The sequence below is a fragment of the Micromonospora sp. B9E7 genome, from assembly GCF_039871815.1.
Classification (GTDB): domain Bacteria; phylum Actinomycetota; class Actinomycetes; order Mycobacteriales; family Micromonosporaceae; genus Micromonospora.
In genome coordinates this window covers 224044-238690 of record NZ_JBDPLX010000002.1, presented here as the reverse complement: position 1 = coordinate 238690, position 14647 = coordinate 224044, and the positions used below count along the sequence as shown (strand labels likewise).

16 protein-coding genes are annotated in these 14647 nt (G+C 72.6%); 11 read left to right on the top strand and 5 right to left on the bottom strand.

Features of this window, described 5'->3' with window-relative positions:
* Window positions 1-4: 4 nt before the first annotated feature.
* The gene (locus ABGB10_RS03755; protein WP_347659416.1) at window positions 5-337 is read left to right on the top strand and encodes a helix-turn-helix transcriptional regulator; all 333 of its coding nucleotides are present in this window, start codon (window positions 5-7) and stop codon (window positions 335-337) included.
* Window positions 331-1272, top strand: coding sequence for a hypothetical protein (locus ABGB10_RS03750; protein WP_347659414.1), 942 nt, complete (start codon window positions 331-333; stop codon window positions 1270-1272). Before ABGB10_RS03755 ends, ABGB10_RS03750 begins: the two co-directional genes overlap by 7 nt.
* A gap of 3 nt (window positions 1273-1275) precedes the next feature.
* On the opposite strand, the gene ABGB10_RS03745 is transcribed toward ABGB10_RS03750, so the two are convergent.
* Window positions 1276-1773 carry an NUDIX domain-containing protein gene (locus ABGB10_RS03745; RefSeq protein ID WP_347659413.1) on the bottom strand — a complete coding sequence of 166 codons (498 nt, stop codon included), beginning with the start codon at window positions 1771-1773 and terminating at the stop codon, window positions 1276-1278.
* Between the two features lie 210 nt (window positions 1774-1983).
* Between ABGB10_RS03745 and ABGB10_RS03740 the strand changes: the two genes are divergently transcribed.
* The 4 genes from ABGB10_RS03740 (at window position 1984) to npdG (ending at window position 5520) form a co-directional block, all read left to right on the top strand.
* The gene (locus ABGB10_RS03740; protein WP_109820768.1) at window positions 1984-2187 is read left to right on the top strand and encodes a hypothetical protein; all 204 of its coding nucleotides are present in this window, start codon (window positions 1984-1986) and stop codon (window positions 2185-2187) included.
* A gap of 82 nt (window positions 2188-2269) precedes the next feature.
* A complete protein-coding gene (locus ABGB10_RS03735; RefSeq protein WP_347659412.1) occupies window positions 2270-3247 on the top strand; it encodes a histone in 978 nt (325 codons plus the stop codon).
* A gap of 82 nt (window positions 3248-3329) precedes the next feature.
* Entirely contained in the window at window positions 3330-4760 is a 1431-nt protein-coding gene (locus tag ABGB10_RS03730; RefSeq protein ID WP_347659411.1) for an RNB domain-containing ribonuclease, read from the top strand.
* Window positions 4761-4821: 61 nt separating this feature from the next.
* On the top strand, window positions 4822-5520 hold the full coding sequence (gene npdG, locus ABGB10_RS03725) for an NADPH-dependent F420 reductase (RefSeq protein ID WP_145779608.1): 699 nt from the start codon (window positions 4822-4824) through the stop codon (window positions 5518-5520).
* A gap of 98 nt (window positions 5521-5618) precedes the next feature.
* Here the strand turns inward: npdG and panB are convergent, their stop codons facing one another.
* Both panB and ABGB10_RS03715 read right to left on the bottom strand, forming a co-directional pair.
* On the bottom strand, window positions 5619-6464 hold the full coding sequence (gene panB / locus ABGB10_RS03720) for a 3-methyl-2-oxobutanoate hydroxymethyltransferase (RefSeq protein ID WP_347659409.1): 846 nt from the start codon (window positions 6462-6464) through the stop codon (window positions 5619-5621).
* 187 nt (window positions 6465-6651) lie between these two features.
* A complete protein-coding gene (locus ABGB10_RS03715) occupies window positions 6652-8409 on the bottom strand; it encodes an NAD+ synthase (RefSeq protein ID WP_347659408.1) in 1758 nt (585 codons plus the stop codon).
* Between the two features lie 303 nt (window positions 8410-8712).
* On the opposite strand from ABGB10_RS03715, the gene glnA reads away from it, so the two are divergent.
* The 4 genes from glnA to ABGB10_RS03695 all read left to right on the top strand — a co-directional run bounded on the left by glnA (window position 8713) and on the right by ABGB10_RS03695 (window position 11839).
* The gene (glnA, locus tag ABGB10_RS03710; RefSeq protein ID WP_347659407.1) at window positions 8713-10062 is read left to right on the top strand and encodes a type I glutamate--ammonia ligase; all 1350 of its coding nucleotides are present in this window, start codon (window positions 8713-8715) and stop codon (window positions 10060-10062) included.
* Between the two features lie 88 nt (window positions 10063-10150).
* Window positions 10151-10576 (top strand): DUF350 domain-containing protein, encoded by a 426-nt coding sequence (locus ABGB10_RS03705; RefSeq protein ID WP_347659406.1) that lies wholly within the window; start codon window positions 10151-10153, stop codon window positions 10574-10576.
* 43 nt (window positions 10577-10619) lie between these two features.
* On the top strand, window positions 10620-11312 hold the full coding sequence (locus ABGB10_RS03700; protein WP_347659405.1) for a WYL domain-containing protein: 693 nt from the start codon (window positions 10620-10622) through the stop codon (window positions 11310-11312).
* Window positions 11313-11461: 149 nt separating this feature from the next.
* Window positions 11462-11839, top strand: coding sequence for a VOC family protein (locus tag ABGB10_RS03695; RefSeq protein ID WP_347659403.1), 378 nt, complete (start codon window positions 11462-11464; stop codon window positions 11837-11839).
* A 193-nt stretch (window positions 11840-12032) separates the two neighbouring features.
* Here ABGB10_RS03695 and ABGB10_RS03690 read toward each other — a convergent pair whose 3' ends face one another.
* Window positions 12033-12494, bottom strand: coding sequence for a hypothetical protein (locus tag ABGB10_RS03690; RefSeq protein WP_347659693.1), 462 nt, complete (start codon window positions 12492-12494; stop codon window positions 12033-12035).
* A gap of 248 nt (window positions 12495-12742) precedes the next feature.
* On the opposite strand from ABGB10_RS03690, the gene ABGB10_RS03685 reads away from it, so the two are divergent.
* Window positions 12743-13630, top strand: a complete 888-nt coding sequence (locus ABGB10_RS03685) for a virginiamycin B lyase (protein ID WP_347659402.1) — start codon at window positions 12743-12745, stop codon at window positions 13628-13630.
* Between the two features lie 54 nt (window positions 13631-13684).
* On the opposite strand, the gene ABGB10_RS03680 is transcribed toward ABGB10_RS03685, so the two are convergent.
* Window positions 13685-14626 (bottom strand): LD-carboxypeptidase, encoded by a 942-nt coding sequence (locus tag ABGB10_RS03680; protein WP_347659401.1) that lies wholly within the window; start codon window positions 14624-14626, stop codon window positions 13685-13687.
* Window positions 14627-14647: the final 21 nt, after the last annotated feature.

Here is a 14647-nt window from a genome sequence, read left to right as displayed (position 1 = left end):
TCGGATGCGGATGACCATTCCGGTCGCCAAGGTGCTCGCGGCGCTGCTCGCCGAACCCGACGCGCAGCGCTACGGGCTGGACCTGATGCGGATGACCGACCTGCCCAGCGGCACCCTCTATCCGGTGCTGCACCGGCTCACCGAGGCCGGCTGGCTGGCCGCCGACTGGGAGGAGATCGATCCCGTCGCGGCCGGTCGGCCGGCCCGCCGCTACTACCGGCTCACCGCAGTCGGGGTGACACAGGCCCGACGGGCGCTCGCCGACCTGCGCGCCGCGATCCCCGACGGCCGTCGCTCGTGGGGCGGCACCGAGCCCACCGGAGCGCCGGCATGGTGAGCCGACGGGTTGCCGAGCTGCTGCTGGAGATGGCCGCGCGCCGCTGGCCGGTCGACGTCCGCGACGACCTGCGCCGCGAGTGGGCCGCCGAGCTGCACGTGCTCGCCGAGACCGGCCGCTGGACGAAAATGCTCGGCTTCGCCGCGAGCCTCGCGGTGAGCCGGGCCGGCGCGCCAGTGGTCGACCGCAGTCTGCTGCACCGGCGGGCCCGCCGCACGGCAGCCGCGCTGCTGCTGTCCCCGCTCGCCTGCGCCGTGATCGTGCTCGCCAGCGCGGTGCTGATGAACGTGGTCCTCGAGTCGGCGGGACTGCCGCCACAGGTACAGCTGCCGCTCTGGTCGCTGTTGACCGCTGGATTGGCGGCGCTTCTCGCGGTGTACGCCGCCCGTTGGGCCCGGCACAGCGCGCTCGGCGGCCCGCTGCGAATCGCGCTCGGGGTGATGCTCCCCATCTGTGCGGTCATGGCCCTGGCCGGGTACACCCTCGACCCCGACAACATGGCCGGCACCGTACCCGGTCTGCTGCTCTGGCTGGCTGGCCTGACTCTGGTCCTCTGGGCCGCGGCTGACCTCGTCGCGCGCGGCCGAGTCCGGGGAGCCTGGTGGCTGGGCATCCTCGGCGCGCTCGTCGTCGCCGACCTCGCCGTAATCCTGCTCGTGGTCGACAACATCCCCGGCTCCGGCCCCGTGATCGAGGGTACGGCGGGGGACTCCGTCGACCGGATCTCGGCACCGCTGTGGCTCTTCTCCTGCTGGACCGACTGGAACTTTGGCCTGCCCCGGCCCACCCGCTGGGAGATCTTCCTGATCACCGACGAGGTGCTGGTGGAGCCCATGTTCTATCTGGCCTGCACGCCGTACGCGCTCGCGTACACCATCCGGGCGGCCCGGTCCGCCCCTACCGAACCGGTCGCCCTCGCGGCAACCCCGGTGTGAACCTCAGTCGGGTACGTCGTCCCAGGTGGTGCCCGGCTCCAGATACCCGGTCACCTGGTTCTCGCGCAACGCGTACGCGAGCACCAGCAGGGCGTGTTTGTCCAGCTCGGGCAGCCGGTCCAGCGGAAACCACCGCACGGCCAGCGACTCGTCGTCGTTGACCCGGGCGACGCCGGACACCACCCGGCACAGGAAGCCCAGGTTCAGGTATTCGCAGCGGTCCCCGTTGGGGTAGGTGTGCGGATGCGAGACGGCGCTGGACAGCCGGACCGGAGCGACCTCCAGGCCCGTCTCCTCCCGCACCTCGCGGACCAGCGCGGTGGCCGGCTGTTCGCCCGGCTCGACGAAACCACTGATCACCGACCAGCGGCCGTCGTCGGCACGCTGACCGAGCAGCAGCTCACCGGCGTCGTTGCGGACCACCGCGCTGACGCTGGGCAGCCAGAGCATCTCGTGCCCGACATGCTTGCGCATGCCCACGATGTAGTCCGGTGTTCCCATCCGGCGATCATAGGCACCAGCCCACCGGCCAGCGCCGTCCCGTCACGCCACGTCGTCAGGCGAAGGCCGGCGGCGGAGCGAAAAGTGTCCCTGCCTGGGCTTCTTTTGCCGTTCCGGCCCGACGGACGCAATGCATATCTACTGTGGAGAGGGTCGGCGACTTGTGCGATCCGGTGGCGGCCGGCCGGATCGCGGTGCACAGTGATTCCCATGAGCGACAGCGGACGTGGTGGGCAGTTCTACTGGTGCACCCGGCATCACCGGGTCGAGACGGACGCCGACGTGTGTCCGGCGAAGCACGTACTCGGCCCGTACGACTCGGCGGCCGACGCGGAGAACGCCCTGCAACGAGTGCAGGAGCGGAACGAAGCGTGGGATGCCGAGGACGCTCGTTGGGCCGGGGAGGACAGGTAGGCGGCGCGGGACGGCTCGCGCCGAGGCATTTCGTGCTCCGCGAGGACGCACGCGAGAGCACGTCCCCAAGGAGGGAACCACGATGGCCGAAGCACAGCAGGCCACCACCCGCCCGGCTGCCCGACGTACCACCGCGAAGAAGACCGCCGCGGCGGAGCGCAACACGGCGGCGAGCCGGACCACCCCCGTCCGTAAGTCCACCGCGGGTGCGACGGCGGCGAAGGCCCCGGCACGCAAGGCGGCCGGCGGCGCGGGGCGTGCCCCGGCCAGGAAGACCACAACGGCGGCCAAGAAGGCCCCCGCGAAGAAGGCCGCGACCAAGGCCACCACGACGAGCAGGACCACCACGACGAGCAGGGCCACGACGGCGAAGAAGGCCCCGGCGAAGAAGACCACCACCCGCACGACGACCGTCGCCGCGAAGCGAGCCCCGGCATCCCGCACCTCCACCGCCGCCGCGACGCGGCCCGCGACGCGCAAGAGCACCGCGACCGCGAAGAAGACCACCGCCGCCGCGAAGAAGACCACGGGTACGGCGAAGAAGACCACCAGCGCCGCGAAGAAGACCGTGAGCGCCGCGAAGAAGACCACCGCCTCGGCGGCGAAGAGGACCACCGCCGCGGCGAAGGCGCCGGCCCGCAAGACCGCCACCGCGACGAAGGCACCGGCGCGCAAGACCGCGACGACGGCACCGGCGCGCAAGACCGCGGCGAAGGCGTCCGCCGTCAAGAAGACGGCGGCGAAGAAGACGGCCGCGACGAAGGCAGCCGTCAAGAAGGCCCCGGCCAAGAAGGCTCCGGCGAAGAAGGCCGCGTCCACCCGACCCAGCGGCGGCGCCCGCAAGGCCCCGGCCAAGAAGGCCCCCGCCGCGAAGGTGACCGGCACCTCGTCGACCACCGCGCGCAAGGCGGCGGCGAAGAAGGCCCCGGCGAAGAAGACCGTCGCGGCCAAGGCCCCGGCCCGCAAGGTCACCGCCCGCAAGTCGCCGGCCCGCCCGGTCGCCGCACGCGCCACCGCCCCCCGGGGTACGCGCAGCACCGCCCGGAAGGCGACCGGCTGAGCGGGCCGCCCCGGGTTCGCCGGGCGGACATCTCGGCCAGTCACCGGAAGCGGATCACCGGTGGCGCTGTCAGGATTGACCCGTGGTCATCCGACGCGTACTCGCGCCCCGCATCGACTTCGGCGCGCTGCGCCGCGAACTCGGCCTGCCCGAGAAGTTCCCGCCCGACGCCCAGCGTGCGGCGGACGAGGCGGCGAGCGCGCCGCCGCGACCGCCCGTCGACCGCACCGACGTACCGTTCGTCACGGTCGACCCGGCGACCTCCCGCGACCTGGACCAGGCGATGCACCTCGCCCGCCGCCCCGGCGGGGGCTACCGGGTGCGGTACGCGATCGCCGACGTCGCCGCGCACGTCCGGCCCGGCGGCGCGTTGGAGACGGAGACCTGGCGGCGGGGGCAGACCATCTACCTGCCCGACGGCAACGTGCCGCTGCACCCTCACACGCTCAGCGAGGGCGCGGCCAGTCTGCTGCCCGACGACGACCGGGCCGCGGTGATCTGGACGATCGACCTGGACGCCGACGGCGGCACCGTGGCGGTCGAGCTGGAACGCGCCCTGGTCCGCAGCCGGGCCAAACTCGACTACGCCGGGGTGCAGGCGGCAGCCGAGGCCGGCCGGCTACCCGACCCGATCGCGCTCCTGCCGGAGATCGGCGAACGGCTGACGGCCCGGGGCTTGCGCCGTGGCGCGATCAACCTGCCGTTGCCCGAGCAGGACCTGGAGCCCGACGGCGAGGGTTGGCGGCTGGTGCTGCGCGCGCCGGTGCCCATGGAGGAGCACAACGCCCAGATCTCGCTGCTGACCGGGATGGCCGCCGCCGACATCATGCTGGCCGGCCGGATCGGGTTGCTGCGGACCATGCCGGCACCGAAACCGGAGGCGGTGCAGCGGCTACGGGCCGCCGCCGCACCGCTGGGCGTGCACTGGCCGGACGAGGTGGGCCCGGGGCAGGTGATCGCCGGTCTGGACGCCTCTCAGCCGCGCGCCGCCGCGTTCATCGACCAGGCGGCCGAGCTGATGCGCGGCGCGGCGTACACCGCCTTCGACGGGACGCTGCCGGAGCAGCCGGAGCACGGCGGCGTGGCAGCCACGTACGCCCACGTCACGGCGCCGTTGCGGCGTCTGGCCGACCGGTACGCCACCGAGGTCTGCCTGGCGCTGCACGCGGGACAGCCGGTGCCCGACTGGGCCCGTGCCGCGTTGCCCCGGCTGCCGGAAGTGATGGCGAGCACCGACCGGACCGCCTCGGCGGCTACCCGGGGTGCGGTCGAGCTGGCCGAGGCCGCCGTGTTGGAGCACCGGGTGGGCGAGACGTTCGACGCGGCCGTCCTCGACGTCGACGCCCCGCCCAACGGTCGGTCCCGCCCCCGACCGCCCGGCGGCACCGTCGCCCTGGACACCCCGCCGGTTCGTGCCCGCTGCCTCGGCCAACTACCGCTCGGCGAACGGGTCCGGGTCCGCCTGGTCACCGCCGACCCGGCGGCCCGCACCGTCCTGTTCGAGCTGGCCTGACCGACCCGCCCGCCGACGGCCTGACGCGCTGCCGGACCGGACGGTTTGCGAGGATGAACCCATGGCATACGACGCGAGCACGCTTCCCGACGTGTCCGGGCTGACCGTCGGCATCATCGGTGGCACCGGCGACCAGGGGCGGGGCCTCGCCTACCGGTTCGCGCGGGCCGGGCAGACGGTGCTGATCGGTTCCCGCTCCGCCGAGCGGGCCGCCGAGTCCGCCGCCGAGATCGCCGCCCTGCCGGGTGTGCCGGCCAACGGCAGTGTCACCGGCGCGGCCAACGACGAGGTGGCCCGGCGCAGCGACGTGGTGATCATCGCGGTGCCGTGGGACGGGCACGCGGCCACCGTCGCCGCCCTCGCCGAACCGCTCGCCGGTCGGATTGTCGTGGACTGCGTCAACCCGCTCGGCTTCGACAAGCAGGGCCCGTACGCGCTGACCGTCGCCGAGGGCAGCGCCGTGCAGCAGGCCGCCGCGTTGCTGCCCGACTCCCGGGTCTGCGCGGCGTTCAACCACGTCAGCGCCCCGCTGCTGGCCGACCCCGAAGTCGACCGGATCGACCTGGACGTGCTGATCTGCACCGAGGACCGCGAGCTGGTCGACGTGGTCGGGGCGCTCGCCGCCCGGATTCCGGGGATGCGCGGCATCTACGCCGGCCGGTTGCGCAACGCCCACCAGATCGAGGCGTTCACCGCCAATCTGATCGCCATCAACAAGCGCTACAAGGCACACGCCGGCATCCGCGTCACCGACATCTGACGCCCCTGCTCGCGACGACCTGCTGAGATCGGGGTGTCCCGTTGCCCCGGGCACACCCCGACCTCGGCAGCACCGAGTCGATCAGGCCGTCGGCCGCGTCAGAAGGTGTGTTCCGCGGCGGGGAACTCCCCGCCCCGGACCTCGTCGGCGAAACGGCGGGTGGCGTCGGTGAGGGCGCCGGCCAGGTCCGCGTACCGCTTGACGAAGCGTGGCGCCTTCCCAGTACGCAGGCCGGCCATGTCCTGCCAGACCAGCACCTGCGCATCGGTGTCGGGGCCGGCGCCGATGCCGACCGTCGGGATCGGCAGTTCGTGGGTGATCCGCTTGGCCACCTCACCGGGCACCATCTCCAGCACCACCGCGAACGCGCCCGCCTCCGCCACCGCCCGGGCGTCGGCGAGCACCTCGTCGGCGGCGTCGCCCCGGCCCTGCACGCGGTAGCCGCCCAGGGTGTGCTCGCTCTGCGGGGTGAAGCCGATGTGCGCCATCACCGGAATCCCGGCGCCGACGATCGCGGCGATCTGCGCGGCGCAGCGACGGCCACCCTCCAGCTTCACCGCGTGGCAGCCGCCCTCCTTCATGAACCGGACGGCGGTGCGCAGCGCCTGGGCCGGCCCCTCCTCGTACGAGCCGAACGGCAGGTCACCGACGATCAGTGACTGCCGGGTCGCCCGCACCACGGCCCGTACCAGCGGAAGCAGCTCGTCGGCGGTGATCGGCAGGGTCGTCTCGTAGCCGAACACGTTGTTCGCGGCCGAGTCACCGACCAGCAGCACCGGGACGCCCGCCTGGTCGAAGATCGACGCCGTGTACTGGTCGTACGAGGTGAGCATCGGCCACCGCTCGCCGCGTTCCTTGGCGGCGATCAGGTCCCGGGTGCGGACCCGTCGGGTGGCCGGACCTCCGTAGAGCGCGGTCACCTCGTTCGGAGTGGACTCCACCATCTCTGTCTCCCTTCCTCGAGGCCGCGTGCGCGGTCCCCGGGTTCCGTCGCGATCGTCGCACCGCGAGACGGGGCGATGGCAGGGCCCAGTGCAAGATGTCACTCCACCGCGACGCGAGGCCGCCGCGGACAGCGCCGCGAGGCGGTGCCGGCCCGTGCCACCGACCCGACACCCCACGGTGTACGGCTCAGCCGTGCTCGCGCCACCGGTTGGTGATCGGCAGACGGCGGTCCCGGCCGAACGCCTTCATCGAGATCTTCGTGCCCGGCGCGGACTGCCGTCGCTTGTACTCGGCGGTATCCACCAGCCGCAGCACCTTGTCCACGATCGCCGGGTCGTGACCCGACTCGACCAGCCCGTCGCGGCCGAGGTCGCCGTCGACGTAGCCGATCAGGATCGGGTCCAGGACGTCGTAGTCGGGCAGGCTGTCGCTGTCGAGCTGGCCCGGGCTCAGCTCGGCGCTCGGCGGCTTGCCGATCGAGTTCTCCGGGATCGGGGCGGTCTCACCGCGCCGGGCCGCGTCCGTGTTACGCCACTTCGCGAGCCGCCAGATCAGCGTCTTCCAGACGTCCTTCACCGGGTTGAAGCCGCCCACCGAGTCGCCGTACAGCGTGGAGTAGCCGACGGCCAGCTCACTCTTGTTGCCGGTGGTCAGCACCAGGTGGCCCTCCTGGTTCGACAGCGCCATCAGGATCACGCCACGGACCCGGGCCTGCAGGTTCTCCACGGCCACGCCGGACAGCGACAGGTTGGCCAGGAAACCGTCCACCATCGGCTGGATCGGTTCGACGCGGTAGTCCAGGCCGGTGCGCTTGGCCAGGTCGGCGGCGTCCTCCCGGGAGTGCTCGGAGGAGTGCTGGCTGGGCAGCGACACCCCGACCACCCGGTCCGGCCCCAGGGCGTCGACGGCCAACGCGGCCACCACCGCCGAGTCGATGCCGCCGGAGAGACCGAGCACCACCGACGGGAACCGGTTCTTGTTGACGTAGTCGCGCAGACCGAGGACCAGTGCCTGCCACACCTCGGCCTCGTCGGCCACCGGCTCGATCAGACCGCCGGTGGCGGCCGGCCCGGTCGGTGTGCCCGGAATCCCGTCGAGCGTGCTGCGCACGATCCGCATGCCGTCCGTGACGGATTCGGTGGCCGGCAGGTCGGTGGCGGCCGGCAGTTCGACGTCGTGCACGAGCAGGTGCTCGACGAACTGGGGGGCCCGGGTGAGCAGGTCACCGTCCGCGGTGACGATCATCGAGTCGCCCTCGAAGACCAGCTCGTCCTGGCCGCCGATCATGTTGACGTACGCGATGGCGGCACCCGCCTCGGCGGCCCGGCGGCGTACCAGCGGCAGCCGGATGTCGTCCTTGTTCAGCTCGTACGGCGAGCCGTTGATGTTGACCACCAGGCCGACGCCGGCGCGCCGGGCGGCGGCGAACGGGCCGCCGGCCTGCCACAGGTCCTCGCAGATGGTCAGCGCGACGTCCACGCCGCCGATCCGCACCACGGTCAACGTGTCACCGGAGACGAAGTAGCGGTCCTCGTCGAAGACCCCGTAGTTGGGCAGGTGGTGCTTGAAGTAGCGGGCGGCGACGGTGCCCCGGTGCAGCAGCGCGGCGGCGTTGCGGGCACCCCGGCCCGGCTCGGCGTCCCCGCTGACCTGTGGCGGCCCGTCGGCGTCCAGGTAGCCGACCACGACCGGCACCTCACCGAGGCCGTCCGTGGCGAGGTCGGCCGCGAGCCGGTCCACGGCAGCCCGGGACGCGGCCACGAAGGAGCGCCGGAAGACCAGGTCCTCGACCGGGTAGCCGGTGAGCATCATCTCCGGGAAGAGCACCAACTGGGCACCGGCATCGGCGGCCTGGCGAGTCCAGCTGCGGACCAGGTCGGCGTTTCCGGCGAGGTCGCCGACGCTCGGGTTGACCTGGGACAGGGCGAGACGCAGGGTGGGCATGTCCTCATCTTGCCCCAGCCTCCGCAGCTGAATCCCACCCCTCGGACGAGATGGCCGCCACGCTGCGGCCGACGCAGCCGTCGGCGGTGGGGCCCAGGCTTGCCGGCGGTGCGGCTCCGGGCTCGCCGAGCAGTGCGGCACGGGCTCGGCGGCGGTGGGCACCCGCCCGCCGGGCGGGAGGTGAGGGGACGGCCGGCGGCAGTTCGCGTAACGTCTGCGTAACCAGGCCCGGGAAGACTGGGCGATCAGGCCGGGTACAGCCCGGCCAATGCGGACAAATGAGCGTCGCGAGGGGTTGGGGAAGTGGACCGTCAGCAGGAGTTCGTCCTCCGCACGCTGGAAGAGCGGGACATCCGGTTCGTCCGGCTGTGGTTCACCGACGTGCTGGGCACGCTCAAGAGCGTCTCGGTGGCGCCGGCAGAGTTGGAGGCGGCCTTCGAGGAGGGCATCGGCTTCGACGGCTCGGCGATCGAGGGCTTCGCCCGGGTCTTCGAATCGGACATGGTCGCCATGCCCGACCCGACCACCTTCCAGGTCTTCCCGTTCGAGGGCGGGGTCAGCGGCGAGAGTGCCCGGATGTTCTGCGACATCCTGCTGCCCGACGGCGGGCCCTCCTGGGCCGACCCCCGGCACGTGCTGCGCCGGGCGCTGTCCAAGGCCGCCGAGAAGGGCTTCACCTTCTACACCCACCCCGAGATCGAGTTCTTCCTGCTGGAGAACGGCCCGCAGGACGGCTCGCTGCCCACCCCGGTCGACACCGGCGGCTACTTCGAGCACACCACCCACGCCGTGGCCCGCGACTTCCGCCGCCAGGGCGTGCTGGCGCTGGAGCGCATCGGCATCTCGGTGGAGTTCAGCCACCACGAGGTCGCGCCCGGCCAGCAGGAGATCGACCTGCGCTACGCCGACGCGCTGACCACCGCCGACAACATCATGACCTTCCGGCACGTGATCAAGGAGGTCGCGCTCTCCACCGGAGTGCAGGCCAGCTTCATGCCGAAGCCCTTCACCGACCAGCCGGGCAGCGGGATGCACACCCACCTGTCGCTGTTCGAGGGGGAGCGCAACGCCTTCCACGACGGCGGCGACCCGATGAAGCTCTCCAAGGTGGCGAAGTCGTTCATCGCCGGTCTGCTGGTGCACGCCCGGGAATACACGGCGGTCACCAACCAGTGGGTCAACTCGTACAAGCGGCTCTTCCCGCAGGCCCTGCCGGACCGGATCACCGAGAGCCCCGCGTACGTCTGCTGGGGTCACCTCAACCGGTCCGCGCTGGTGCGGGTTCCCGCGTACGGCAAGCCCAACTCGGCCCGGGTCGAGGTCCGCTCACTGGACTCGGCGACCAACCCGTACCTCGCCTTCGCGGTGCTGCTCGGCGCCGGCCTGAAGGGCATCGAGGAGGGCTACGAGCTGCCGCCGGGCGCCGAGGACGACGTCTGGTCGCTGACCAGCGCCGAGCGGCGCGCCATGGGCTACGAGGCGCTGCCGGAGAACCTCGCCGAGGCGATCGACGTGATGGCGGAGTCCGAGCTGGTCGCCGAGGTGCTCGGCGAGCACGTCTTCGACTTCTTCCTGCGCAACAAGCGGGCCGAGTGGGAGCAGTACCGCCGCGAGGTCACCCCGTACGAGCGGCAGCGCTACCTGGCGCTGTAGCGGCGGGGCTGCCGCGGTTGCGCGCTGCCGCTATCGTCTCGATCACCGCGCCGGTACCCCTCCGGGCGGAGAGTCGGGAGGCAAGTCGGTGCTGGAGGATCTGCTCAGCGGTGCCTGGCAGAGCGTCGTGTTCGGGATCGTGGGCGTCGGGCTCATGGCGGCCGGCTTCGTGCTGGTCGACCTGCTGACCCCGGGCCGGCTGCGGGACCTGATCTGGGTCGACCGCAACGCCAACGCCGGGCTGCTGCTCGCCGCCAACCAGCTCGGCATCGCCGGGATCGTCTTCACCGCGATCCTGACCAGCTACAGCGACTTCGGCAAGGGGCTCGCCTCCACCGTGGTGTTCGGGCTGGTCGGGCTGGCCATCATGGCGCTGGCGTTCTTCGTGCTGGACCTGCTCACCCCGGGCAAGCTCGGAGAGGTCATCTGTTCGCCCGAGCCGCACCCGGCGGCCCGGGTCAGCGCCGCCACCCACTTCGGGGCCGCGCTGATCGTCTGCGCCTGCATCGCCTGAGCACGGTCCGTGCTGGTCGTACCCCGGCCGTAGCGTGCCGGGGATGAACCGTACGGACCGTCTCTACGCGCTGGTCGAGGAACTGCGGGCGGTGTCGCCGAGGCCGCGGAGCGCCCGCTGGCTGGCCGCGCGTTTCGAGGTGAGCAGTCGGACCATCGAGCGGGACATCGGCGCGCTGCAGGAGGCCGGGGTGCCGATCTGGGCCGAGCCCGGGCGCACCGGCGGCTACGTGGTGGACCGCGCCCGTACCCTGCCGCCGGTCAACCTGACCGCCGCCGAGGCGGTCGCGATGGCCGTCGCGCTGCACCGACTCGCCGGCACGCCGTTCGCCGGGCCGGGTGCCACCGCGCTGCGCAAACTGATGGCAGTGCTGCCGCCCGCCGACGCCGTCGAGGCGCACCGTCTCGCCGGTCGCGTGCACCTGATCGGCGACGGGCCGGCCACGCCCGTCCCGGCCGTCGTCGCCGGCGCGGTCGCCGCACGGCGGGTGCTGCGCATCGGGTACGCCGACCGGGGCGGTGCCGACTCGGTCCGTGACGTCGAGCCGCTCGGCTACCTGGGCAACCCGCGACACTGGTACCTGCTCGCCTGGTGTCGGCTGCGCGACGAGCTGCGCTGCTTCCGCACCGACCGGATCCGGAGCGTCCGGGCGCTGCCCGACGTGGTGTCGCGCGAGCTGCGCCCGGACGACCTGGACATTCCCCGCGAACGGGTCCGCGCGCTGAGCCTGGTCTGAGAAATGTCGGGCCGAGCGTGTCGGGTCCGGCCGGTGGGAAACCCCGTCGGGTGATCCGGAAACACCGACAGGACGGTGTCGCGGACGACCCAGAGACTGCTCCGAGACGACGGCCGAAGAGCCGGCACGGGAAACCTTGGAGGCAGCAGATGTCCACGACGCCCATCACCTGGTTCGAGATCGGCACCGACCGGCCGGAGGAGGCGGAGCGCTTCTACGGTGAGCTGTTCGGTTGGACCTTCGAGGAGCAGGGAACGGCCAACGGCGGGTCCTACCGGGTGACAGGTGCCGGCGGCGACACCGGGATCGGCGGAGCGATCCGGGCGACCGACGGGACGTCACCGAACTACGCGGTGTTCTACGCCGAGGTCACCGACGTGGCGCAGACCTGCCGGCGGGCCGAGGCGGCCGGTGGCAAGGTGCTGGTGGCGGCGCGTACCGCACCGAGCGGGCTCACCCTCGCCCACCTGCTCGACCCCGCCGGCAACCACCTGGGCGTGTTCGCGCCCCCGCCCGGGCAGAACTGACGCCCACGCCCGCAGGGGCCGCTCGGTCCCCGTCGGGCCTGGCCGCTCGGGGGTGCGGAGCCGTGCTCGACTCGGTTTCACGGAAACCGCGGTATCCGAGTGCCGTCGACACCGCCGATTCCGTGAAACCGAGTTGATCGAGCGCCGGCCCGGTTCGGGGCAGGCCCGGGCCGGCCAGGCCTGCCCCGACGGCTCACTTGCCGGGCGTACCCGCCGGGCCGCCGTGCTGGCCCCACCCACGGTGGCCGCCGCCACCGGGGAAGACGCCGGCCTCGACGGCCTTGGTGATGGCGTCGGCCTGCTCCTGGGTGAGCTTGCCGTCCTTGACGGCCTGGTCCAGCCGCTCCTTGAGCGCGGCCTTCCGGTCCTCGCCGGAGGGGCGCTGCGGCCGATCGGCCGGCCGGTGCTGCTCGCGGACCTTCTCCAGGGCGGCGGTCACCTTGTCGGTGGGCACGCCCAGCTCCTTGGCGAGCGCCTCGGCGAACTCGCCCTGCCGGTCGGCCTTCGCGCCGGGAGCCGGGGCGGTGCTGGCGCTCGGCGCCGGGGTGGGGGTGTCCGCAGCGAACGCGATCGTCGGGGCCGCGATCCCCACGCCGAGGACGCCGGCGGTGGCCAGGCCGGCCAGCAGGTGCTTCCTACGGATGGTGCGGGACATGCTGTCCTCCAGAGGTTGGGTCATCCTGCGCTGTCATCACCGACAGTGACCGGGCAGTCTGGGTGGAAGCCGTGGCGATCCTGTCAGCGGGCTGACAATCGCGGCGGGCGGCGGGCTGACAATCGCGGCGGGCGGCGGGCGGCGGGCGGCGGGCGGCGGGCGGCGGGCGGCGGGCGGCGGACGAAATCGGTTGTGCCGTCGCTGGCTGACCGGTCAAGGTGGGCGATCCGCCAACGGAAGGACAGCACGTGACGATCGTCCAGATTCGGGAGATACCGCTCGCCGAGTCGGGCGCCGGCCCGTACGGCATCACGGCCGGCCCCGACGGCGCGCTGTGGCTGACGCTGGTCCACGCCGGTGCGATCGCCCGCCTGGGGGCCGACGGCGCGGTCCGGACCTACCCGCTGGACCCGGCCGGCGGTCGCCCGTTGATCATCACGACCGGGCCGGACGACGCGCTCTGGTTCACCCGCTCGGGCGACGACCGGATCGGTCGCATCAGCGTCGACGGTGAGCAGCGCACGATCGCACTACCGGAAGGCACCGGGCCGGGCGGCATCGCCGCCGGAGCCGACGGCGCGCTCTGGTACGCCGGGATGAGCTCCGACACGATCGGCCGGGTGGACACCGACGGCACGGTCACCACGTTTGCGCTGCCGGTGACCGGCGGGTTCGCGTCGATGATCACCGCAGGCGCGGACCAGGCTCTCTGGTTCACCCTCAACCAGGCGAACGCGATCGGCCGCATCGACCTCGACGGTCGGGTCACGCTGCACCCGCTGCCCACCGCGAACGCCGGACCGGTCGGCATCACCCTCGGAGCCGACGGTGCCGTCTGGTTCGTGGAGATCGGCGCCGGTCAGGTCGGCCGGATCACTCCGGACGGCGGGATCGTCGAGTTTCCGCTACCGGACCGTGCGGCCCGTCCGCACGCCATCGTGGCCGACCCGGCGGGCGGGGCGTGGTTCACGGAGTGGGGCGCCAACCGGATCGGTCACCTCGATCCGACCGGACGGATCAGGGGCTACGACCTGCCCACCCCCAACGCCGAACCGCACGGCATCACCCGAACCGCCGACGGCATCTGGGCCGCCCTGGAAACCGGCGCGGTGGCCCACCTGCCCCGGCTGACCTAGTTGATCAAGAGGTTTGCGTCAGGATCCGGGCCGACGATGACGCAAACCTCTTGATCACCGAGGGGAGACGGCGGGGGAGACCGTCAGGGTTGCGGTGTTGGTGTTCAGGGTGGCCCTGGTTCCTACCGGGACCGTCAGTTGGTCCTGGCCGTGGCCGATGGGGAGGCCGCCGAGGACCGGCACGCCCAGGTCGCCGAGGCGTTCGGTGAGCACGTCCACGATCGTGGTGTCCCAGCCGTCGCCGCAGTCGGTGAACTGCCCGACCGCCACCCCGGCCAGCCCGTCCAGAGCGCCAGCCCGACGCAGGTGGGTGAGCATCCGGTCGACCTTGTACGGGGGTTCCTGCACGTCCTCGATCAACAGCACCGCACCGGTCAGGTCGGGCAGGTCCGGTGTGCCGATCGACGCGGCGATCATGCACAGGTTGCCGCCGAGCAGGGTGCCGGTGGCGTGACCCGGGACGCGGACGCCGAAGGTCTCCTCGGTGGGCACCGCGCTGATCGACACCGGCTCGGTCGTCATCAGCGCCGCGTGCAGGGACTCGGCGGAGCGCAGCGGGGTCCGCTCGTCGCGCCAGGCCGCCCCCGGGCCGTGCACCCCGGCCAGCCGGGCGCCCCGCCACAGCGCGAACTGCAACGCGGTGATGTCCGAGAAGCCGGCCACCACCTTCGGATCGCGGCGGACGGCGGCCATGTCGATGGCGTCCACGATCCGCTGCACGCCGTACCCGCCCCGGGTGCAGATCACCCCTCGGATCTCCGGGTCGGCGAAGGCGGCGTTCAGGTCGGCGGCGCGCAGGTCGTCGGTGCCGGCGAGGTAGCCGTTGCGGGCGTACGCGTTCGGTGCCGGCACCGGGCGCAGGCCCCAACCGACGAGCAGTTCCATGCCCCGGGCCACCCGCTCCGGCGAGGTCGGCCCGGACGGCGACACCAGCAGGACCGCGTCACCCGGCACCAGCACGGGTGGGCGGACGGTGGTGGCGTCCTCGCTGATCACAACAGCAGAGCCTAACCACCC